General features: G+C 34.9%; 19 protein-coding genes. 6 read left to right on the top strand and 13 right to left on the bottom strand.

Features of this window, described 5'->3' with window-relative positions:
* Window positions 1–321 precede the first annotated feature (321 nt).
* On the top strand, window positions 322–1284 hold the full coding sequence (locus tag HHL23_RS09090) for a beta-1,6-N-acetylglucosaminyltransferase (RefSeq protein ID WP_228464682.1): 963 nt from the start codon (window positions 322–324) through the stop codon (window positions 1282–1284).
* Between the two features lie 218 nt (window positions 1285–1502).
* On the opposite strand, the gene hemH is transcribed toward HHL23_RS09090, so the two are convergent.
* From hemH to HHL23_RS09130, 8 genes are read right to left on the bottom strand one after another with little or no spacing between them, the layout of a single operon-like run.
* Window positions 1503–2531: a ferrochelatase gene (hemH, locus tag HHL23_RS09095; RefSeq protein WP_169234496.1), complete on the bottom strand. Its 1029-nt coding sequence runs from the start codon at window positions 2529–2531 to the stop codon at window positions 1503–1505.
* 48 nt (window positions 2532–2579) lie between these two features.
* Window positions 2580–3860, bottom strand: a complete 1281-nt coding sequence (locus HHL23_RS09100; protein ID WP_169234497.1) for a cryptochrome/photolyase family protein — start codon at window positions 3858–3860, stop codon at window positions 2580–2582.
* On the bottom strand, window positions 3847–4539 hold the full coding sequence (locus HHL23_RS09105; protein WP_169234498.1) for a lycopene cyclase domain-containing protein: 693 nt from the start codon (window positions 4537–4539) through the stop codon (window positions 3847–3849). The genes HHL23_RS09100 and HHL23_RS09105 overlap by 14 nt, the downstream gene beginning before the upstream one ends.
* A gap of 2 nt (window positions 4540–4541) precedes the next feature.
* The gene (locus HHL23_RS09110; protein WP_169234499.1) at window positions 4542–5000 is read right to left on the bottom strand and encodes a sterol desaturase family protein; all 459 of its coding nucleotides are present in this window, start codon (window positions 4998–5000) and stop codon (window positions 4542–4544) included.
* Window positions 5000–5467, bottom strand: a complete 468-nt coding sequence (locus tag HHL23_RS09115) for an SRPBCC family protein (protein WP_169234500.1) — start codon at window positions 5465–5467, stop codon at window positions 5000–5002. The genes HHL23_RS09110 and HHL23_RS09115 overlap by 1 nt, the downstream gene beginning before the upstream one ends.
* Before the next feature lie 29 nt (window positions 5468–5496).
* Window positions 5497–6333: a phytoene/squalene synthase family protein gene (locus tag HHL23_RS09120; protein WP_169234501.1), complete on the bottom strand. Its 837-nt coding sequence runs from the start codon at window positions 6331–6333 to the stop codon at window positions 5497–5499.
* Window positions 6334–6335: 2 nt separating this feature from the next.
* Window positions 6336–7808, bottom strand: coding sequence for a phytoene desaturase family protein (locus tag HHL23_RS09125; protein WP_169234502.1), 1473 nt, complete (start codon window positions 7806–7808; stop codon window positions 6336–6338).
* Window positions 7809–7810: 2 nt separating this feature from the next.
* Entirely contained in the window at window positions 7811–8485 is a 675-nt protein-coding gene (locus tag HHL23_RS09130; protein ID WP_169234503.1) for a MarR family winged helix-turn-helix transcriptional regulator, read from the bottom strand.
* A 497-nt stretch (window positions 8486–8982) separates the two neighbouring features.
* On the opposite strand from HHL23_RS09130, the gene HHL23_RS09135 reads away from it, so the two are divergent.
* Complete coding sequence (locus HHL23_RS09135) at window positions 8983–11469, top strand: DUF748 domain-containing protein (RefSeq protein ID WP_169234504.1); 2487 nt, start codon at window positions 8983–8985, stop codon at window positions 11467–11469.
* Between the two features lie 371 nt (window positions 11470–11840).
* Window positions 11841–12200 carry a prevent-host-death protein gene (locus HHL23_RS09140; protein ID WP_169234505.1) on the top strand — a complete coding sequence of 120 codons (360 nt, stop codon included), beginning with the start codon at window positions 11841–11843 and terminating at the stop codon, window positions 12198–12200.
* Window positions 12201–12402: 202 nt separating this feature from the next.
* On the opposite strand, the gene HHL23_RS09145 is transcribed toward HHL23_RS09140, so the two are convergent.
* The 5 genes from HHL23_RS09145 to gndA all read right to left on the bottom strand — a co-directional run bounded on the left by HHL23_RS09145 (window position 12403) and on the right by gndA (window position 18204).
* The gene (locus tag HHL23_RS09145; RefSeq protein WP_169234506.1) at window positions 12403–12921 is read right to left on the bottom strand and encodes a RidA family protein; all 519 of its coding nucleotides are present in this window, start codon (window positions 12919–12921) and stop codon (window positions 12403–12405) included.
* A gap of 280 nt (window positions 12922–13201) precedes the next feature.
* Entirely contained in the window at window positions 13202–14275 is a 1074-nt protein-coding gene (ampC, locus tag HHL23_RS09150) for a class C beta-lactamase (protein WP_317174679.1), read from the bottom strand.
* 279 nt (window positions 14276–14554) lie between these two features.
* On the bottom strand, window positions 14555–15265 hold the full coding sequence (pgl, locus tag HHL23_RS09155) for a 6-phosphogluconolactonase (protein ID WP_169234508.1): 711 nt from the start codon (window positions 15263–15265) through the stop codon (window positions 14555–14557).
* Between the two features lie 27 nt (window positions 15266–15292).
* Window positions 15293–16774, bottom strand: coding sequence for a glucose-6-phosphate dehydrogenase (zwf, locus tag HHL23_RS09160; RefSeq protein ID WP_169234509.1), 1482 nt, complete (start codon window positions 16772–16774; stop codon window positions 15293–15295).
* 11 nt (window positions 16775–16785) lie between these two features.
* The gene (gene gndA, locus HHL23_RS09165) at window positions 16786–18204 is read right to left on the bottom strand and encodes an NADP-dependent phosphogluconate dehydrogenase (RefSeq protein ID WP_169234510.1); all 1419 of its coding nucleotides are present in this window, start codon (window positions 18202–18204) and stop codon (window positions 16786–16788) included.
* A gap of 468 nt (window positions 18205–18672) precedes the next feature.
* Here gndA and HHL23_RS09170 point away from each other — a divergent pair, with 468 nt between their 5' ends.
* The 3 genes from HHL23_RS09170 (at window position 18673) to HHL23_RS09180 (ending at window position 23407) form a co-directional block, all read left to right on the top strand.
* Entirely contained in the window at window positions 18673–20181 is a 1509-nt protein-coding gene (locus tag HHL23_RS09170; RefSeq protein ID WP_169234511.1) for a helix-turn-helix transcriptional regulator, read from the top strand.
* A 205-nt stretch (window positions 20182–20386) separates the two neighbouring features.
* Complete coding sequence (locus HHL23_RS09175) at window positions 20387–21862, top strand: helix-turn-helix domain-containing protein (RefSeq protein WP_169234512.1); 1476 nt, start codon at window positions 20387–20389, stop codon at window positions 21860–21862.
* A gap of 219 nt (window positions 21863–22081) precedes the next feature.
* On the top strand, window positions 22082–23407 hold the full coding sequence (locus HHL23_RS09180; protein ID WP_169234513.1) for a hypothetical protein: 1326 nt from the start codon (window positions 22082–22084) through the stop codon (window positions 23405–23407).
* The last annotated feature ends 41 nt before the right edge of the window (window positions 23408–23448 follow it).

Consider the following 23448-nt stretch of genomic DNA (forward strand, 5'->3'; position numbering starts at 1 on the left):
GTTTCCTTGATTATACTCTAAAAATAAGATCATTCAAAATATGCAGAAGATAAAAAAAGAATGAAAATTGTATTGAATTTATAAAAGAATATTTTGAACACGGTTTTTCACCAAAAACACAAACAAAATTAACATATATTTGATTTACAATGAATTAAAACCTTAATTGTTTGAGCTAAATACAAACAATTAAGATTTAGAACAAAATCCATAATTTTATTATTTATAATAAATACAGTTTAATTTTCGTATATTTATAAAAATGTCTATTAATACTTTATAAAATAAGTTGTAAACATTCATAATTTTAAAATATATAAAATGAGAAGTGTTTACATGGGCGAAAGCGATGAACATGAAATCGGCAATATACCGATGAAAGCGATTAGTATTGCGTACTTAATTTTGGTACATCGTTTACCTGATCAATTCAAAAAACTTTTTACAGCGATCTACGAATCCACCAATTTTTATCTGATACACATTGACAAAAAAGCGAGTCAGGAAATTGGTGAGAATGTCAGAATTTTTTTAAAATCTTATTCAAATGTACATATCCTGGATAGTGAAAATGTAGTTTGGGGAGGATACAGCATGGTGCAGGCTGAATTAGACGGAATGAAATATCTTCTGAATATGAATGCGCAATGGGACTATTTCATTAATTTAAGCGGACAGGATTATCCTTTAAAATCACAGAAAATAATCCGAGAGTTTTTATCCAAAAACAATGGTAAAAGCTATCTTAAAATTGCCGATCAGGAAAAATCCAGACCTGAAACCATGAACAGAATTGAAAACTATTTTGAGGAGTTGGAAGATAAAATTTCAGAAAAAACCCATAAAAGAAATTTCATGAAAGATGTTATCCCTTATATTGGTGGGCAGTGGATGATTTTAACCAGAGATTGCTGTGAATTTATTACCAATAGCATAGAAGTCAAAAAGTTTGAGGACTATTATCTCAACACTTTAATCGCGGACGAATCTTTCTTTCAAACAGTTTTAATGAATACTTCTTTCACGGGTACTTTGGTAGATGATGACAAAAGAGCCATTATCTGGATACCTGATGGGGATATCAAACTGCGTCCAAAGACTTTCACAAAAACCGATTTAGATTTTCTTCAACAAGGGAATCATCTTTTTGCCCGGAAGTTTGATGATCATGTTGACAATAACATTATCGACTCTATTAAAGCCCAATATGATGAACCTTTTAAAACATTGGTGAAGATCACTGATGTAAAAAATATAAGCAGAACTATTCCTCATTTAAATTAAAAAAATATTTAAGTTATGTTCGTAATCCTGGTCCAATTGGGTCAGGGTTTTTCATTGCTGCCTACAAAAAAAGTCTCCCCGGAGGAAGACTTAAAAAACACAAATGATGAAAAAAAATATTTTCTCGGGTCAAATATACTCTATTTTTTATTTTTAAAAAGAGCTTTGCATTGTGAATTATCTGTTTTATGATTAAAAACATCTAATTGATTTCTCGCTTATAACAAATAAAACTGCTGAAGTTTTTCCTCACACAGGGTCTTCACCACTTCTATCCAGCGATCTTCATCATTAAGACAAGGAATATAATGGAAGTTTTCTCCTCCACTATGCAAGAATTGCTCTTTTCCTTCTACTGAAATTTCTTCCAGGGTTTCAAGGCAGTCTGAAACAAAAGCAGGACAGACGATTGCCAGATTTTTCACTCCTTTTGAAGGAATTGTTTCTAAAGTTTCATCCGTATAGGGCTCCATCCACTTATCTTTTCCAAGTCTTGACTGGAAAGAAATAATGGTTTTTTCTATAGGTAAATTAAGTTTTTCAATCACTTTTTTTGTGGTATCGAAACATTGATGGCGATAACAGAACTGATGACTCGGATTCGTTTCTCTGGAACAGCAATCATTGAGATTGCAGGTTTTTGTAGGATCTGTTTTGTAAATATGTCTTTCCGGAACTCCGTGATAGGAGAACTGTAAAGCATCAAAATTTTCAGGAAGCTTTTCTCTGATGCTATCTGCCAGACAGTTGATGTAAATATCTCTATGGTAAAAAGGCTGAATATAGTTGATTCTTACTTTTGGAAATTTCTTTTTTCTTACTTCTTCCGCTTTTTCTATGACAGATTCCGTTGTACTCATTGCATATTGCGGATACAACGGAAAAAGCACAATTTCTGAAACACCCTGATCAACCAATTTCTGAATTCCCGTTTCAATGCTCGGTTCAGCATACCTCATTCCGATTTCTACAGGAACATCCACCAGTTTCTGAAGTTTTTGCTGAACTTTTTTAGTGATCACAATCAGCGGAGAGCCTTGATCCGTCCAAACTGTTTTGTACGCCTCTGCTGATTTTGCGGGTCTTGTATTTAAAATAATTCCACGAACGAGCAGTGCACGGAAAATCCAGCGGTAATCTATTACCCTTTCATCCATCAAAAACTCATCAAGATATTCCTTTACATCCTTTACCGCTGTAGATCTTGGCGACCCAAGATTTACCAATAAAATTCCTTTTTTAGCCAATGTTATTTATTTTAATTATGAATGATTGTTAAGTTGTATCGTCAAGTATTAAGTCAATGCTCTTTTATACGTTTCCAACGCTCTTTCCCTTGCGTATTTATGCTCAACCAATGGTTTCTGATCATAGTTGCCCGGAAGCCATTTTCGGATGTATTTCCAATCTTTGTCAAATTTTTTGGTTTGCTCTTCAGGATTGAATATTCTAAAGTATGGAGCCGCATCGCAACCACAACCTGCCGCCCATTGCCAGTTTCCGTTATTGGCGGAAAGATCATAATCCAGAAGTTTCCCGGCAAAGTAGGCTTCTCCCCATCTCCAGTCGATCAGAAGATGTTTGGTGAGGAAACTTGCCGTGATCATTCTTACTCTGTTGTGCATAAACCCGGTTTCATTAAGTTCCCGCATTCCTGCATCTACAATAGGATATCCTGTTTTTCCTTCACACCAGGCTTTGAATTCTTCTTCATTGTTTCTCCAGGGAATCTCTTCATATTTTTTCTTAAAGCAATGGTTGACTACGTAAGGAAAATGAAACAGAATCTGCATAAAAAACTCCCTCCAGATCAGTTCATTAAGCCATGTTTCGCTATGTTCAAGAGCAAATTTCACACATTGCCTCACTGAAACGGTTCCAAAGCGAAGGGCAACTCCTAAATGGGTCGTATGATCCATGGCAGGAAAATCCCTGTATTGCTGATAAGAATCGATGATTTTTTTGTCCAGTGAAGGTTTTGTACATTTTATTTCTGTCTTTTTAAATCCAATATCTTCCAGTGTAAGAATATCCTCATGACTTTTTATTGTGGCCAAATTGCTGAAATCAGTTTCATAGATTTTAATAGTTTCTAAATGTTCTTTCCACTTTTTTGAATAAGGGGTAAAGACGGTATATGGTGACTGATCACTTTTAAGGATATCGTTTTTTTCGAATATCACCTGATCTTTGAAGTCAGAAAATTTCACGTTGCTTTTTTCAAGAAAATCAGCAACTTCCCGATCTCTTTTTATGGCCTGTGGTTCATAATCTCTGTTGAAGAATACCGTATCGATCTCAAACTCTTTGACCAGTCTTTTGAAAATATCTAGTGGGTTTCCCTGATAAGCTCTGAGTCCGCTATTATGCGTCTGAAGTTCTTTATTGATATTCTCCAGAGCCTGGTGGATGTAATCTACCCTTTTGTCTGATCGGTCTTCAAGATGGTCCAGAATTCCGGTATCAAATATAAAAACAGGAAGTACTTTCAGTCCTGAATCCAGGGCATGACACAAACCGGCATTGTCATCCAGCCTCAGGTCTCTTCTGAACCAGAAAATATTAATTTTGCTCATTGCTCTTCAATTTTTGAAATAAATAGATATTCCACAGAATCATTTCATAACCATAAACCGTATCTTCTATCGGAATGGTCAGCATTCTTATTCCCATGAAGTTTTGGGGATTGTAATTCACAATCGGGGATTCCAGACCTGTTCCGGTAAGTATTCCGTTGACCACCAAAAATCCGGGCATCAGTATAAGATAGATGAATGAAGCTTTGCCAATCCATCTTGCTTTTAATACAAAATAAAGTGTAAACATACTGATAGCCGTAGATAAGAACGTGACCCTAGTGTAGATCTTATCATAAAAGTAAAAGGCTATTCCCAATGCAGAAATAATGGAAATGATCACAAATACCTTTTCCGGCAATGGCTTCCAGCCCAATTTGAAAAATTGATCCAGACAGAAATAGGTAAAAATACATGAAAAAGGAATACAGAAGAAAAACAGGATTTCTTCAACCGGAAGGTTATATACCCGGATCCCTAAAAGATACGCATCATTGAACCACCACACTCCTCTTTTGGTAAACCAGATATCCCAAGAGATGAATACAACCGCCACAATAAATGTTGCCTTAAAAAAAGCAGGAAAATGTCTGTTGAATTTTATTTTAGGATGAAATGAAAAAACAAAACAGATGATGACCGTAAAAAAATTAATCAAAAGATAGGTGTAGTGGAACATGGTCAGGCTTTATGTTGATTAAAATACATTTTAAAATATTTTACAGGCACCCACAGAAAGCCAAAACACTCTCCTTTTTCCTTTCCGGTGTGTTTATGATGCTGTTTATGGGCACGTCTTATAGCAAGTAAGTAGGGATTTTCTGTATTGCGCAGGATTTTAAACCTTTGATGGATAAAGATGTCGTGAACAAAAAAGTAAGCCATTCCGTACAAAGCGATTCCGATGGCTATGTAAAACCAGAAATTAAAATCCTGTGTCGTTCCGTAATACATCAAAAGTATCGTAGGCAAAGCAAAAATAACGAAGAAATAATCATTTTTCTCCATCGCCCCTTCATTGCTATGGTCGTGATGATCCTTATGAAGCATCCAGAGAAAACCATGCATGATGTACTTATGGATGAGCCAGGTCATTCCTTCCATGATGAAAAATGTGCCTACTACAATCAGGAAATTCATTACTTTATTTTTTTATTGAAGCGTTCTTCTAAAACTTTATACCGGTAGTTGAAAACGTGCTCAAGCTTTTTTCTGACAAAAATTTGATGTGCTATTTCACCCAAAAATCCTAAAGGAAGTTCATAATCTACCGAGTCTTTCATAAAAACTCCTTTTTCATTCACTATAAATTCATGATGATGGTTCCAGAGTTTATAAGGTCCTTTTTTCTGAGAATCTGTAAAACTTTTTTGAAAATCAACCTGTTTGATTTCCGTTTTCCATTTCATTTTTATTCCTAACAGGGGCGAAATATAATAGTCAATAATCATCCCTTCAAAAATTTCATCATCCGCCATTTCGGTAAGGACTATAAAATTCATATCCTTTGGGGTGATGTCAGAGAGGTTATTCGCTGAAGAAAAAAACTCCCATGCTGTTGCTATATCACAGTTCAGCTGCTGTTCTCTATACATTTTATGTATCATTGTAATTCGTACTATGTAATATTATTCGGTTATAAAAGAGACGTTTTATACTGTACGTAGCTGCTCATCATTAAAGATAGTTTCTTTCCATTTGAGATTCTTATTCTTTGGTTAATGATCTTACTGGCAGAAGTTTTCTTGATTTTCCGGAAAAGCGAAATATAATACCGGAAAGCTAGATAAACGCCGAATCTTGCGGAACCAGGCAGTTTTTTGATTCCCTCCAAAGCGGTTTTAAATTCTTCTTCGATCTCTTTTTCAATATGAGATTTCACGGTATTGTCAAAATATGAAATATCAACATTCGGGAAGTAGCAGCGCCCCAAAATCTGATAATCATCTTTCATATCCCGAAGAAAATTGACTTTCTGAAAGGCAGATCCGAGGATCATGGCGTAGGGCTTCAGTCTCTCAAATTCTGTAGCATTTCCTTCTGTAAAGATATGAAGACACATCAGTCCCACCACTTCAGCAGATCCTACGATATATTCTTTATAAAGATCTGAATTGTAATCTATTTTCTGAAGGTCCATTTCCATGCTTTTCAGAAACTGGTGAATAAGACTGTAATCAATCCTGTATTGGTGGACTGTTTCCTGAAACGCCTGCAAAATTGGATTCAGGGAAATTTTATCTTCCAATGCCTGAAAAGTTTCTTCTTTGTACCTTGATAAAAGTTTCTGTTTATCATAATCATGAAAGCTGTCCACAATTTCATCGGCAAGACGTACATATCCATAAACTGCATAGATCGGATTCCTGAGTTTCGGAGACAGCGCCATGATGCCGAGAGAAAAACTTGTACTGTATTGTTTAGTCGTTTCTCGGCTCACTGTATAGGAAAGGTCGTCAAACAATTTTTTCATAATTAGTTTATTTTGCTGGCTTCATGGGCTGCTATTTTCCCTGAAATAATGGAAGGCGGAACTCCTGGACCGGGAACAGTAAGCTGACCAGTATACAGAAGATTTTTTATCTTTTTATTTCGTATGGAAGGCTTTAAAACAGCCGTTTGCGAGAGTGTATTGGCAAGACCGTAAGCATTACCTTTATAGGCATTGTAATCTTCTTTAAAATCATTAATGCAGTAGCTTCTTTTATAATCTGTTTTTGAGATCAGACCTGAAGTTCCGGTATGTTTTTCCAATCTTCCGATCATCTCAATAAAATACTTTTCTCTCATTTCTTCAGAATCTTCTATTCCCGGTGCAACGGGCATTAACAGGAATATATTTTCACAGTTCCCGGGAGCAGTCCCTTTATCTGTCTGGGACGGGCAACACACATAAAATAAAGGCTTTGTAGGCCATTTCTTATCTTCATAAATTTCATGGGTGTGAAGTTCCAGATCGTTTTCAAAGAAAAGGGTGTGATGTTTTAGGTTGGGAATTTTCCCTTTGATTCCCAAATAATAAATAAGACATGATGGAGCGAATGTTTTTTTCTCCCAGTATGACGGTTTGTAGTTTCTGTACGATTCAGGAAGAAGCTGATTTTCGGTATGATGATAGTCGGAAGAAGCAATGATCATGTCAAATTGCCTGTCTTCTCCATGAACTTGTATTCCGATGGCTCTGTCCCTTTCAACCTTGATTTTCTCTACATTTGAATTAAAGTGAAAATGAGCTCCCTGTTCTGTAGCAATCTTCATCATGGCATCAGTCACTTTTGAAAAACCACCCATCGGATACCAGGTTCCCAATTTATACCCTCCATAATTCATCAGACTGTACAAAGCAGGAATATTCCTGGGCGCTGCTCCCAAAAAGATGACCGGAAACTCCATCAACGTGATCAGCTTAGGGTGGCTGAAATACTTTCTTACAAATTGGCTGAAGTTGGTAAGCAAATCCAGCTTTAACGCATTCTTTGCCATTTTGGGTGAAATAAACTCGAACCATGAATGACAGGGTTTATTCACAAAATCTTTCATCCCGATCTCATATTTCATCCGGGCATCTTGCATAAATTCGTCAAGCTTTTTTCCGGCTCCCGTTTCCATACTTTCAAATAAGGCAGTCATTTCCTCATAGCGGTCCGGAATATTCATGACGCCATCTGAAAACACCATTTCAAACTGAGGATCCAACGGAATAAGCTCATAAAAATCCGATGCTTTTTTTCCAAAATCCTCAAAGAATGCTTCAATAATATCCGGCATCCAATACCAACTTGGTCCCATATCAAAAACATAGCCGTCCTCCGTCCGAAACTGTCTTGCTCTGCCTCCTACTTCGCTGTTTTTTTCAAACACGTGTACTTCATTTCCTTCTTTTGCCAAATAGGAAGCTGCAGATAATCCGGAAAAACCTGAACCGATGACGGCTATTTTCTTTTTCATGATTAATTTTTTATGAATGAATACTCCTGGCTGACGACATCAATAAGATTCCTGGACTCTATATTCCTACTGAAGATCGGATGGTGAAATTTTTCTAATTTTCCTAAAATACGGATCAACTCCATTTTTTCAGAATGGCTAAGATCTCCTGCTACAATATGAGTTGCCGCCCTTATTTTCTGCATCTGATGTTCCAAGGAGATATTGCCTGAGCTTGTGATATGTATGATTTTTGTTCTTTTATCCGTCTCTGAATCTGTCTGTTCAATCCATCCTAATTTTATAAGCCGATTGATAATCAACATTCCAACGGATTTTTCATGAACATTTTTTTTAATAAGTTCCATTTTGGTCATTGCTCCAAATGCCTTAAGATTAATGAGATAAATGAAGTCTTCCTGCGTTGCAAAGTCCGAATCTGAAATGGCAGATTTTGAGTAAGATTTAGCATATCTGTTAAGGTGAACCAAAGATGTGCTTATTACACTTTCGGGACTTCTCCCGTTTTCTTTACCTTCCCAATAAGGTTCATTACTGTCATTCTTTACTGCATGAGATTCTTTTTCGCATAGCCATGCTTTAAAACCATCAACATCTGAAGGGTAAGAATTCATTTCATTCTCTCTCTCAAATTCCTCAAGTAATTGAATAACATCTTTAACAATTGAATAATGCATCTTACGAATATTTAGAATACAAATATACTAAATAAAAAGACATAAAGAACATAAATAAACTAAAATTAAAAACCTTAATTTCCCTATAAAAATTGGATCATAATAAAATGGGCTATCAATAAAGGTTTATTGATAAGGAGAGCCTTGATAGAAAAATTTTCGTCTGACCAGGCATAAAATACATGCTAGTAGTAATATCAACAAACAAATCCCCATAAGACACTAGCCTTCAAAAACATAAGCTAAACACTAGGCTTGGATTTTATCATCTAAGCCTTATTTCAAATATGTACCTCTGAATTCAGAACAATTGATCCGTTTTTCAGCAGCCTACTGGTTATTCAATAATGTCCCTCCATCTACTCATATACAATTTAAAAGATCAAAATTGCAAAATAATTTCAATTATAATGTAAATTGGAACAGGATTGGACAGTAATATTTATATTGTAAGTTCAAAGATTAACTTAGCCCACTAACACCAGTAAAAATATAAGATGGAAAAAAAACTAATAAACAAAGGAACCGGAAAGAGAAAGAGAGTCGCGCTGATTGTCATTGGGATTCTGGTTTTTCTAGCGCTTATTTTCCCGTTTGTGCTGAATATGTATCTCAAAAACAAATTGCCGCAGCTGGTGAATGAAAAAACACCTTACCAAATCAATCTTGAAGATTTCAACCTTAATATTTTCAAAGGTGATATTTCTGCCCACTCCATAAGCATTAAAACCAAAGAGACGAAAGATCCTTCCGTTACTCAAATCAATGGGAATGTTAAAAGTCTGCATATCGAAAATTTCGGGATCTGGAATGCCATTTTCAATACTTCTTATCATATCAAAAATATACAGCTCATTGATCCCAATGTGAACGTTGTACTGGGTAAGCCAAAAGAGAAAAAAGATCCATCCCCAAAGAAAATGAATTTTGGCGTTGAAAATATTCTGGTAACCAACGGAAATATTTCCGTTAAAGACAAAAACAAAAAAGATCTTATTACCGGAAAGAATGTAAACATTAATCTTACCGACATTAAGCAGAGCCAAAATGCCTCAAAACTACCTGTTGAATTTAAAGAGTTTAAAATTAATGCCCATGATGTGCTTATCACGGTCAACGATTTTTATCAGATTTATGCCACGACCATTGATGCGAAAAACAAGCAGCTCCATATTTCCGAATTTCATCTGAAACCTATTGAAAGTCCTGCACTGTACAATGCAAAGAATGTTTTTGACTTAAAAATCAATCAGCTTGCTGCAGACAACTTCACCGTTAATCACGATTCTCTTATCATTGAAAATGCAAAATTCGTAAAACCTCAGCTGATCGTTACTTCAACCAATAAAAAAGAGGTAAAGGAAAATCCCAAAGAAGTTAACCTGAAGATCGGTATCAAGAATCTTGATTTTGGACAGGGTTCTGTTCTCGTTCAGCACCGGGATAAAACAAAAGTGGCTTCTGTAGACAATTTCCATTTGAATTTAAAAGATATTGTCTTCGACAAAAAAACAGTGAAGGAAAAGATTCCTTTTGCATTTTCCACCCACAATATTGAATTTGAAAACATCTATTTCAAATCTGATCCTTTGCAGGCAGTGAACATAAAAAAAATAACGTCAAACGATGCTAATATTTTATTGAATGATGTAGAGTTTAAAGCCCTCGGTAAAAGCACAACAAAAGATCTTCTCAACATCAAAACAGAGAAAGTTGAAATACTGAATAATACCTCAAAATTTGTTGGACAGCAATTGCAGCTTCAGCTCGGCAAAATCAATGTATACCGTCCTGCTATAGAAATCATTGCCGCAACGCATAAAACTAAGGCTCCTAAAAAAAGTAACACTGCAACACCGGATCTGCTGGCCCATCTGGGAGAGCTTCATATTATAGACGGAAGATTTACCCAGAAAAAAGAGGGTCATGAAAAATTAAAGGTGGACAATTTTAATGTACAACTCAATTCAGTGACCACCAATAAAGATATCCTTAAAGAATCGGTTCCTTTTCACGTTAAAAAACAATTGATCACTGCCCGTAAGATTGATGTTGATGCCGGAAAATATTACCGCCTGAAAGTTGATCATATAAAAAACACCGGAAAAGTGACGGCTGTTACTAATTTTGCTTTTCTTCCTAAATATTCGAGAGCCCAGTTTAACCGTTTAATTGCCGTTGAAGAGGATCTTTATACGATAAAGGCGAAATCTATTATGATCACTGACAGGAACTCAGTATTGGGTGCAAAAACAAGTATAAACCTGGATCATATTATTTTTGACGGAATCGACTGTAATATTTATCATGATCTTGCTCCACCAGATGATATCGGCGTACGGTATATGTTCAGTAAAAAACTTCGTGACGTGAAATTCCCGCTATATATCAATCAGATAGATATCAAAAACTCAAAACTTTCCTATGAAGAAGTGGCGGAAAAAGCAAATATCCCTGGTAAAATTACCTTTGGGGATTTTAACGCAAAAATCAAAGATGTAAACAATGCAAAGATGAAAGGAAAGCCAACATTGGTGAAAGTGGATTCAAATTTTAATTTTTTCGGAGATGCCCCTACCGATGTGCACTGGCAGTTTGATGTCGCCAATAAAAATGATGACTACGCGATCAATGGAACCATAAAAAATCTTTCTGTAGACAATGCCAACCTGTTTGTAAGACCCTATCTTAATGTGAGTCTCGACGGCCAGATTCAATATTTGAAATTTGATTATAAGGGCAACAGCAATAAAATTGGTGGGAACTTTTATTTTAAATACACAGACATGCATGTGAACTTTTTAAATAAAAATACAGGGAAAGAGAAGAAAGTCCTCAGCGCTATTGCCAATATTTTTGTTAAAAACGATTCCAAGGGAGAACCCAATCATGTAGAGGTTGATGTAAAACGTGATCCCAATAAAAGTTTCTTCAATACTTTGTGGCAGGGAATTATGGAAGGGCTGAAAAAATATCTTATTTAATCTGAGTTTGGATTAAAAGCTGGAGGCTTGAAGAGGACCGGAAGCTGTCTTGAGATTAAATCATGCACTGCACATACCAAGCAGCATCAAAAATTTTCTCATATCTTATATTATAACCCATAATGATGTTATGAATATAATTAATTAAAAATGATCTTCGCCCATCTTTTTTTTACTTTTTATTTCGGACTTAGCAGGTATTCCGGAAATGCCTGTTCGGTACGCCAAATACGATCCAGCCGCAGAAAACAGATAGAGAATTTCAAAAAAAGGGTCCTCAAATTACAGCTGAATATTTCTTTTGTCGCATAATTTTCATTTTTACTTTGATTTTCTTTAGCTTCTGGGTAAATTTGTAGAAAATTAAATTTATGAACTATACGCTTGAACTCAGTACACAGGAATCTGATTCTAATATTGTATTTAACACAATTGTATTTGATCCGTTCAAGGTTAATATAGTGGAAAGATACGTTGGACGAATGAATTTTCATCCCAAATTATCTTATGTCTTATTTAAAGTCAGGACTTTGGATAATGAAATCATTAAAACAAAGGAAGGTAATGGAAGGGTTAAAATCAAAGGCGATCATTTTGAAACGTATCAAAAACTGATACAGGTCCTGAATTCATATGATTATAAAAACAGGCTGATCAACAGACAGGAAGCTGATCAGAATTATGTTCATTTTATTTTGAGTCTGGTGCTTGCCAATTATCAACTTAATTAACCACTGTCACATTACCCTGCTTATCTGGAGATTTGAAAACGGTCTGATGGCAGAGCTAAAAGCTTTTGTTATCAGTAAATAATCCCTCTGAATTAGAGTGGAAAGTTCCTATTGAACCTGGTAAAACAAGATTAATTTTTGTGCAAAAATAAGCAAAGGCTTCCGGTTCATTCCGGAAGCCTTTTTTATCGCCTGAAAGAATCTACTTTGTTGTATTCTTTTTCATAAAAGCAACAGCATCAACTTCTATCATCATATCATCCAGGGCTAATTTGGGAACGGGAATCAGAGTACTGGCCGGGAATTGATGATTCTTCCAAGTTGCATGCATTTCCTCTGTCCAGATTGTAAGCTTTTCCTGATCATGATCAACCATAAGGATGGTGATTTTCAGAACATCATTAACTCCCAGTCCATAGTCCGCAAGCACTGTTTCCAGATTCTTCAAGGCATGTTTCACCTGAGTTCTAAAATCTTTGGAAAGACTATGTTTCAAATCCTCGCCACCGCTTTGTCCGGATATGAAGACATATTTACCTTCACCTTCAGGAGCTGCAGAATGAGAAAAAGCAAACGGAGTGGGATCAAAAAGAGCTTTTGGATTCTTGATGATGACAGAACCTGTATTGTTTTGCTGACTGATGGCATTGTGGTTTTTATTTTGTGAAAAGGCCAGACAACCTATGTAGAGTGCGGACAGACTAAATAATATACGTTTCATGATATTTTTTGTATTGAATTAGTAGAGCAAATGTAGATTTCAAAATTTTTAAAACCTTCAACATATGTTGATATTTTTGCTCTTTATTGGCAGTATATTCGCTGAATTTTTATATCCTGTTTATTCGTATTAAGGATATAAAAAATGGACGAATCATTTTTAATGATTCGTCCATTCTAGTTCTTTAAAAACGTACTGTTAATTAATCAAATATACAAATATTCAATTTTTGAACAATTTTTATTTTATCAATACACTAGATCATAAAACATAGAATGCTTTATAGTTTTTTTTCTATATAGGATAGAATTTTATAGGCAGTCTCTATTCTAGATGAATTGGGGTAATTTTTATTGGCAAGGATCACGACACCAATTTTTTTCGAAGGAACAAACATTACGTATCCTCCGAACCCATTTGTTGATCCTGTTTTATTAATTAGCACATTGGATTCCGGCTGTTGGTGCGGAAGAATTTCTTTTACGGGATTCGGCTTATAGATCATATCATATGAATTCCCTTTTTGCAACCGTTCCAATGAAACGGGATAGTTGTATTGTTCCCATATAAGGTTCTGCGTCATCTCCGTTGTTTTAAAATAGCCGATGTGAGTATTCATTAGCGCTACAGACAGGTTATTTTTCACATTTCCTATTCCCATATTGGCATCTACAAACGTTATCATATCCTTTGTGCAGGACTTGATTCCGTAAGCTTCATCTGCTAAAACAGCAGGATTTACTCTTACAGGATCATTAGTTTTATTGTAGCCTTGCGCATATTCATCTAAATATTCTGAAGGAACTTTATAGAATGTATTTTTCAAACCCATTTTTACAAAAATATTGTCCGTCATTGCTTTTACAAAAGGCTCTCGCATTGTTTTACCTGCAATTACCCCTAATAAACCAATTCCAGGATTCGTGTAAACTCTGTATGCACTTACAGGATAATCCGGTTTCCATGTTTTATAATAATTGATGAGTTGCTTATCATTGGTAATTTCATCAGGTAACTGTAATGGAAAACCACCCGCAGTATGAGTGCCTAAATTATAAAGCGCTATTGTATCAAAAACCGTATTCTTTAATTCGGGCATATACATACTTACCGGATCAGAAAGATTAAGATTTCCTTCCACATGTGATAAGGTGGCTAAAGAAGCGGTGAAAGTTTTACTGATAGAGCCCAATTCAAATAAAGTCTCATTTGTCACTTTCGCTTCCTTATCTTTAGATAATATTCCATAGTTGTAAAAGGAATGTTTACCGTTGACTGTTATACCAATGCTTAATCCCGGAATTTCATTTTCAACCATTAAAGGTTTAGCTAATCCATCAACAAAAGTTTTCACATTTTGACCTTTTGAAGTATTACAACTTAAAAAAAAACTTAAACTACTAACAAGTATTATTTTTGTACAGTTTTGTAAGGAAGAATTCTTTACATTTCTTGCAATTTTATTCATTGTATTTATATTTATCTAATTCTCCATTTTCTGAAAATATAAGAATGTTCCTTGTATTTGTTTCGGTTTTTCTTCATGGGAATTTCAAATTTCAAAATATTAAATTCTGAACAACCTTTATTTTCTGTTTTACAAATGCACTACGGGTTATATATTACTTACCATTTAACCTTTCGCTTTTTCATCAGTGAAAAACTGGAAGCCTTCTTTTTTATCAATCAGCTGTAGCGGATATAATGCAGGATTATATTCTCCATTGAGAACTTCATTCAGTGCATGTTTTTTTGACCCCCCGAATGCAACAACCAGTATATTTTCAGCTTTGTTAATCAATGGTGCGGTCAACGTGATCCTGAACATGTCCTGAGGCTTCAGATAATAGGCAGAAACCCACTTTTCTTTTTCTTCTAATACATTTTCACCCGGAAATAGCGAAGCGGTATGACCATCATCTCCCATTCCTAACAGGATGAAATCAAAAATACCTTCATTTCCAAGAATATTTCTGATCTTCTGTTCGTATTCTTTAGCATAATCTTCCGGACTTATTCCGTCCTGATACATTGGAAAAATTTGCTCTTTATTTACGGGAACCTGATCGAAAAGTGATTCAAACGTCATCTTTGCATTGCTTTTTTCATCATCTAAAGAAACCCATCGCTCATCCACCCAAAAAAAGTAGACTTTGTTCCATTCAATCTTTTCCGAATATTCTTCAGTCGCCAACAATTTAAAAATAGCTTTAGGTGAAGAACCTCCGCTTAATGCAACCACAAAACGGTTATTTTTCTGAATAGATTTTTTTGAGAGATCAACAAAGGTATCTGCTGCTTTTTTATACAGCTTATCCAAATCATCAAATACTGTGATATTCATTTTCGTCTAATTTAAATTTATATTGTTTTATACCCAGTTATGCCCCTGTCTTTCAACCAATGCAATACTTTCTTTCGGTCCCCAGCTTCCTGCTTCATAGTTTGGAAAAGCTGCATCTTTATTATTTTCCCAGGCTTCCTGTATGGTTTTTACCACATCCCAGGCTTCTTCCACCTGATCAGAACGCATAAACAAAGTAAGATCACCTATAAGCGCATCCAGCAAAAGGGTTTCGTAAGCTTCGGGAGTATCTTCCTGACAGGCGAAATTATCAAAAATCATTTCAACAGGTTTTAAAACCAAAGAAAGTCCCGGTTTTTTCGCCATAAACTGTAGTCTGATATCCATCAGCGGCTGAATATTAATAATCAGTCTATTAGCTGATAAAAGCTGTGAACTTTCTGAAAATGTGGAATGTGGAAGCGGTTTAAACTGAATGGTAATATAAGAGTGCTTTTCCTTCATTTTTTTCCCTGTACGAACGTAGAAAGGAACATCCTGCCATCTTTCGTTGTCCAGATAGAATTTTACCGCTGCAAAAGTTTCTGTATTAGAATCCGCAGCAATACCATCTTCCTGACGATAGCCTTTAGCCTCTACTCCATTGATCGTCCCTTTTCCGTATTGACCTCTTACCGCATAATGATCCACCTGATCAGCTGAAATTCTTCGAATCGACTTCAGGACATCTACTTTACGGTCTCTGATCTCACCCGATTCCAATGAAGCCGGTGGCTCCATAGCCACCATACACAGAATCTGCAACAAGTGGTTTTGAATCATATCCTTCAGAGCGCCTGTTTGTTCGTAGAAAGCGCCTCTTGTTTCAACACCTACCTCTTCAGCCACGGTAATCTGTACAGATTCTATATGTTTATGATCCCATAAAGGTTCAAAAATAGAATTTCCAAATCTAAACGCCAGTATATTCTGAACCGTTTCTTTACCCAGATAATGATCGATACGGTAGATCTGCTCTTCTTCAAAAGCCTCAGCAAGCAAACTGTTCAGCTCTATCGCAGACTGTTTGTCATGACCAAAGGGTTTCTCAATAATGATACGGTCTTTTTTAGGATCAGAAGCTAATAACGTATTTTTGATATGATTGGAAATGATGGAAACGAAATTGGGTCCGATTGATAAATAAAACAACCTGTTCCCTCTTGTTCCGTAAACCGTATCAAAGTCCTCAAGTTTCTGATACAGATTCTTGTAAGAACTCTCCTCGTCCAGCTGATGCTGGAAATAGGTAATATGGGCCTGAAAACCTGCCCAATCTTCTGAAGTTATCTTTTTTCTTGAGAAATACTCAAGATTTTCTTTAATGTAATTTTTAAAATATTCATTGGTTTGATCTGCCCTTCCCAGTGCTAAAATATTAAAACCTTTGGGCATCCTGCCATCGATATATAAATTATAAAACGCCGGAAAAAGTTTTCTTTTTGCCAAATCTCCTGTAGCACCAAAAATTATGATTGTAGTTGGCTTCAAGACTTTATTTTCATTCATTTTTCCGAATTTTAATTTTTTACTGTTTGCCAAGACGTGTGAAAAACACCTTCTCTGTCGGTACGTTGATAGGTATGGGCTCCGAAATAATCACGCTGAGCCTGAATAAGATTCACAGGCAGTGATTGTGTGGTATAGGCATCAAAATATCCTAAAGCAGTCTGAATCCCCAAACTTGAAATTCCGTTTGAAGCAGCAAAAGCAGCCGTTTTTCGTAATGAAGCTAGTTTTTCTTTAACGATCACAGCAATATCTTTATCCAGTAAAATATTAGATAAATCAGGATCCTGGGTATATGCGGAATAAAACTTTTCCAGCAGAACTGAACGAATGATACAGCCTCCTCTCCAAATTTTTACAACATCTTTTAATGGAATCCGGAAATCATACTCCTTAGAAGCTTTAACCAATAAAGCTAAACCTTGTGCATAACTGATTAATGTAGCCAGATACAGAGCATCCCCTACTTCTTTAATGAATAACTCAGTATTTTCAGGGTTTGTTATTTGTTTTTCAGAATAGAGTTGAGAAGCCTGAACCCGCTCTTCCTTATACGCTGATAAAATTCTTGAAGTCACAGCAATATCAATGGTTGGAATAGAGACCCCAATTTCCATAGCTTGCTCAGAGGTCCATTTCCCGGTTCCTTTTGCTCCTGCTTTATCTAAGATCTGATCTACAAGGTAGCCTTCCGTTAATGAATCTTTCTGTTGGAAAATATCTCTGGTGATCTCAATTAAAAACGAATTCATTTCGCCATTATTCCATTCTTTGAAAACGTCGTATAGCTGATCGTTATTTAAGTTAGCTCCTCTTTTTAGTAAATCGTAGGCTTCGCTGATGAGCTGCATAATGGCATATTCAATTCCATTGTGAACCATTTTCACATAATTCCCTGCGGAATCTTTTCCCATATAAGCGGTACAGGCTTCATTCTCTACTTTTGCAGCAATGGCTTCAAGCATTGGCTGAAGAAGATGGAAAGCTTCCAGATCTCCTCCGGGCATAATACTAGGACCTGTTCTGGCTCCTTTTTCACCTCCGGAAACGCCCATTCCCATAAAATGCAGATTTTTTGAAGCTAAATCAGCAACACGTCTGTTGGTATCTTTGAAATAAGAATTACCAGCATCAATAACGATGTCTCCTTGGCTTAAAAGCGGTGTAATGCTTTCCAGAACGGCATCTACAGGTTTTCCTGCAGGAACCATAAGTATGATTTTCCTAGGAGCTTCCAGTGCGGATACAAAATCCCCTAAAGTAGCGGTCCCTTTTACTTTCATTTCTGAAGTGGCACCTTCTTGTAATTCTTTTACTTTCTCTTCATCAAGGTCAAATCCTGCGATCGAAAACCCGTTGTCAGCAATATTATAAAGAAGATTCCTCCCCATCACTCCGAGACCCACTATCCCGTAATTATATTTATCCATTTTTATTGATATTTATATGAATTCTATTTTACGGAGTATAAAATTACGTAAATGCTAATGAGTAAAAAAATAAAAGGATGGAAAAAATTACCAACCTTTTCATATATCATTCATTTATAGACCAATAGTACACCATCGTTTTTTGCAATATCTGCGATTGCTATTTTTTTAGTACATTTTTTCCTGACACCTCCTCTGCAGGACTATAAAAATGATTAACAAAGAATACGAAAGATAATAACCAGATATATTAAATTTTATATCAAATAATTATATGAGGAAAAATCAGATTGATTTAAGCGTTTAACATGTACTAATCAGGAAACTCAAATTCCCATTCAATATTTCCCAAAATAACACCGAAGCTTTATAATAATAATATGTTTTTAATTCCAATTATATAAAATAAACAGTATACAACATTTAGTACAAATACCTACTTTTGCAATTCAGTGTAAAAAAACAAAAATGTATAAAAAAAAATATTGGTTTATTTTCTGCTTTTTCCTATTTCAATTTTTCTACCCGCAACAGCAAGAAATTGAAAGAATTAATTTTCTTTTACAGCGATCGGATGAATACGCCTTAAAAGATGACCTAAAATCAATGCAGCTTGCCAAAAAAGCCAGCTCAATTGCTGAACGGACCGGGAATTCATTAAAAATTGCTGAAACGTACTTGTATATGGCTAAGTGTTTAGAACATTTGAACTCTCACAAAGAAAGTCTTGATTATATTGAAAAAGGATTAAGACTGAAAGCAACAGTCAATAATGATTTGTTAAAGGCAGCTTTTAAGGAAATAAAGGCAGCCAATTATCGTGTACTAGGTTTAGAAGATCAGGAACTTCAAGAATATTTTGAAATCATCAACTTGCTTTCAAAGAAGGAAAATTTAAATTCCAAACTATCATTTTCAAGAACTTTAAATTCCAAACTTTTATTTTCAAGAACCAATGCAAGAATCGCTAATTTTTATTTGGATAAAAAAAATTATGATGAAGCAACTCAATTTATAAATAATTCAATACGTATACATGAAACATTTAATCACCAAAATAATTGGGATGGTATATCCGATATCTATCTCGTAAAGGGGTACATTTACTTGGGGGACAAAAAAGAAGATTCTGCGTACATCTATTTTAATAAAGCGTACAATATATTGGAGAAAGAAAATCAATGTAAATATCAAACATTTTATGCTATTGCGGAATATTATTTAACAAAAAAAGAGTATCAAAAAGCTTTGGATTGTTTTATAAAATCTTTAGATGAAATGAAAAAGTTTAAAGTGGTTGACATTCTTTCTTCTAGTGACATTAATAAACAAATATCTGAAACATATCGTATTATTGGCGATAAAGAGAAAGAAAAAATATACCTTGAAGAATACTACAAAGAAGAAAAAAAATTTAGAGAGTCAAAAAAGGTAAATATCCAGGCTGTTGTTAATTCTATTTTGAATGAAAAAAATGAAGATTTAAAATACAACAAACAACAAAATTATTGGATCATTTTTTCTATTATAGCCTTTGCGTTTGTGATATTTGCTCTTTTTTACTTTAAGTATTACAAAAGCAAAGAAAAACAAGTGAAGGAAAACAAAATTCATATTCAGGAAAAAGAATCAGAAATTATTGAGAAAAATAAGTATACTATTGAACTTGAACAAAAACTCCAGGTATCCCTAGAAGAAGTCATAGAAGAAGCCAAAAAAAGCAGCCCTGTTTTTTTTGAGAAATTTCAGTCTTTATACCCAGATTTCCAACATAGATTATTAGATATCAATAGTAGCCTGACACCTGGTGAACTTATACTTCTAGCCTATGTATACCTTAACTTTTCTTCAAAAGAAATTGCAGATTATACCTTCAGATCATTCCGTACTATACAGACCCGGAAATACACATTAAGAAAAAAGCTTGGTCTGCAAACCAATGAGGATTTATATATATGGCTGAAATCTGTCTGCTAAATTCTTCTGGAGATAAATATTTAGGTATAAAAGCAGTCAAAGATATTTGGATGTAATACGGAAACTCAAATTCCCATTCAATATTTCCCAAAATAACACCAAAGCTTTATAATAATAACATGTTTTAATTCCAATTGTATAAAATAAACAATATATAACATTTAGTGCAAATACCTAATTTTGCAATTCAGTACAAAAAAACAAAATGTGTAAAAAAAAATATTGGTTTATTTTCTGCTTTTTCCTATTTCCATTTTTCTTCCCGCAACAGGAAGAAATTGAAAGAATTGATTTTCTTTTACAGCAATCAGATGAATACGCACTAAAAGATGACCTGAAATCAATGAAGTTTGCCAAAAAAGCCAGCTTGATCGCTGAACGGATCGGCAATTCATTTAAAATTGCTGAAACGTACTTGTATATGGCTAAATGTTTGGACCAGCTGGACTATCACAAAGAGAGTCTTGCTTACATTGATAAAGGATTAGGAATGAAAGCAACAGCTAATAATGATTGGTTAAAGGCATCTTTTAAGGAAATAAAGGCCGCCAATTATGGAGTACTGGGTTTCGACGATCAGGAACTCCAAGAATATTTTGAAATCATCAATTTAACTTCAAAGAAAAAAGATTTTGATTCCAAACTGTTATTTTCAAGAACCAATGCAAGAATTGCTACTGTTTATTTATATAAAAAAAAATATGATGAAGCAACTCAATTTATAAATAATGCAATACGTGTACAAAAAACATTTAATCACCAAAATTGGGAGGGCCTAGCCGATATTTATACCATAAAAGGTTACGTTGATCTGGAGAATAAAAAAGAAGATTCTGCCTACCTATATTTTAATAAAGCGTGCATTGTACTGGAAAAAGAAAATCGCAGCAAGCATCAGCTTCTTTCCGTTCTGGCGGAATATTACGCAACAAAAAAAGAGTATAAAAAAGCCTTGGATTGTTTTATACAATCTTTAGATGAAATGAAAAAGTTTAAAGTGGTTGACATTTATACTTCTAGTGATATTAATAGACGAATATCTGAAGTATATGGTATCATTGGTGATAAAAAGAACGAAAAAATATACCTTGAAGAATACTACAAACAAAAGGAAAAATTTGACCAATCAAAAAAAATAGATATCCAGTCTGCCGTTAATTCTATTTTGAATGAAAAGAATGAAGATTTAAGGTATAGCAAACAACAAAATTATTGGATCATTATTTCTATTATAGCCTTTGCGCTTGTGATATTTGCTCTTTTTTACTTTAAGTATTACAAAAGCAAAGAAAAACAAGTGAAGGAGAACGAAATTCATATTCAGCAAAAAGAGTCAGAAATTATTGAGAAAAATAAGTATACTATTGAACTTGAACAAAAACTCCAGGTATCCCTGGAAGAAGTAATAGAAGAAGCCAAAAAAAGCAGCCCTGTTTTTTTTGAGAAATTTCAGTCTTTATATCCAGATTTCCAACATAGATTATTAGAGATCAACAGTAGCCTGACACCTGGTGAACTTATACTTCTGGCCTATGTATACCTTAACTTTTCTTCAAAAGAAATTGCTGATTATACCTTCAGATCATTCCGTACTATACAGACCCGGAAATACACATTAAGAAAAAAGCTTGGTCTGCAAACCAATGAGGATTTATATATATGGCTGAAATCTGTCTGCTAAATTCTTCTGGAGAGAATATTTAGGCATAAATAGCAGTTAAAGATCTTTGGATATGATACGTAATCTATACGTAGCCTGTGTATTTTCGAAGTCTATACATAATCAGTTCATACTGATTTACAATAGTTTACACCAAAAGTACTTATTACGTATCTATTTCTATTTCTAGCTTTAGCTTTTTTTGTCTCTTTGCATAAGGACAAAAAAACTTGAAAAAAAATGAAGAAAAAAATCTTACCCATCATTGCTATTCTTTTCAGCAGCATGGCTTACTCTCAGGTTGGGATTAATACTGCAACTCCCAAAAGTACTTTAGATATTACCGCAAAAAATGCAACTGGTTCTTCTTCTCTTACAGATGGATTACTCATTCCACGTATAGACAGGCAAAGGGCACAAAGCATGATATCTGTAGAACCTTCAACATTAATTTACATCAATGATGTAGCTACAGGAAGTGCTGCAGGACAAACATCAATTGTTGACAGTATAGGGTTTTATTACTTTGACGGAACTACAAGTAAATGGACAAAACTAAATAATAGCTCTATAGGCGACCCTACTCCTGATGCCTTCATTGACGATCCGGCTAATACTATGGTAAAATTAGGGGCAACCTCTACAGGTTTAACAAGAGCTGTGAATTCTGATTTTGTGGTAAAAGACAATGGCAATGTTGGAATTGGAACATCTGATCCCAACGAACGACTGCATGTAATCGGGAATGGATATGTATCAGAGAAATTGGGTGTAAACGCTACCAGAGATGCAGGATTGGCTGTTAAAAATACAACACCATCTGAACCTATAATGAGGCTTGCAGATACTGATAACATTAATAAGGTTGTGGTTACTAATGACGGAGATATGGGAATAGGCACCTCTAATCCTACAGGGAAACTGGAAATAAGCAGTACAAACTCCGGTTTGGTTTTGCCAAGACTTACTAATAGCCAAAGAGATGTTATTCCTGTAAATAGAGCACATGTTGGAACTGTAATTTACAATACAAGTGCAAACAAAATACAAGTTAATATAGGGACTGATGCCAATAGAGTCTGGACCAGCCTGGATACATCAAGTAGCACGATCAACACAACTACTGCCTTTCAAACAGCCAGTATGCAAACAATTAATAACAGCGCCGGAGATGTTCCTATCCGCTTTGAAAATGTAATATTTAATAATATGCCAGCAGGATTTGTAACCAAACAAAGCAATAATACTACGGTCAACTTAGCAGCAGGTAAAAGTTACAGAATAGATGTCAATATGGGAAGGATATCGACGAATACGCCACAACATACTTGGTGTACCATTAATGATTTAAATAACCCTTCCGCGCTCGCATCTGTATCAATATTACCCAACAACCAAACATCTTCTAATTGGAACTCATTTAATACAATGCAGGCCTATATAACTGTAGAGAATTCTGAAACACTGGGACGGAATATTAATGTAAAATGTGCAAAAACAGGCAGTGGTACAGTAAGTATTTTTGATGGAATACCTGCCACTTGGACAGTAACAATTATGAATTAATTGATGACCATTAGCAAAATACAACTAAGATACCCACACAC

The sequence above is a fragment of the Chryseobacterium antibioticum genome, assembly GCF_012927325.1.
GTDB lineage: Bacteria > Bacteroidota > Bacteroidia > Flavobacteriales > Weeksellaceae > Chryseobacterium > Chryseobacterium antibioticum.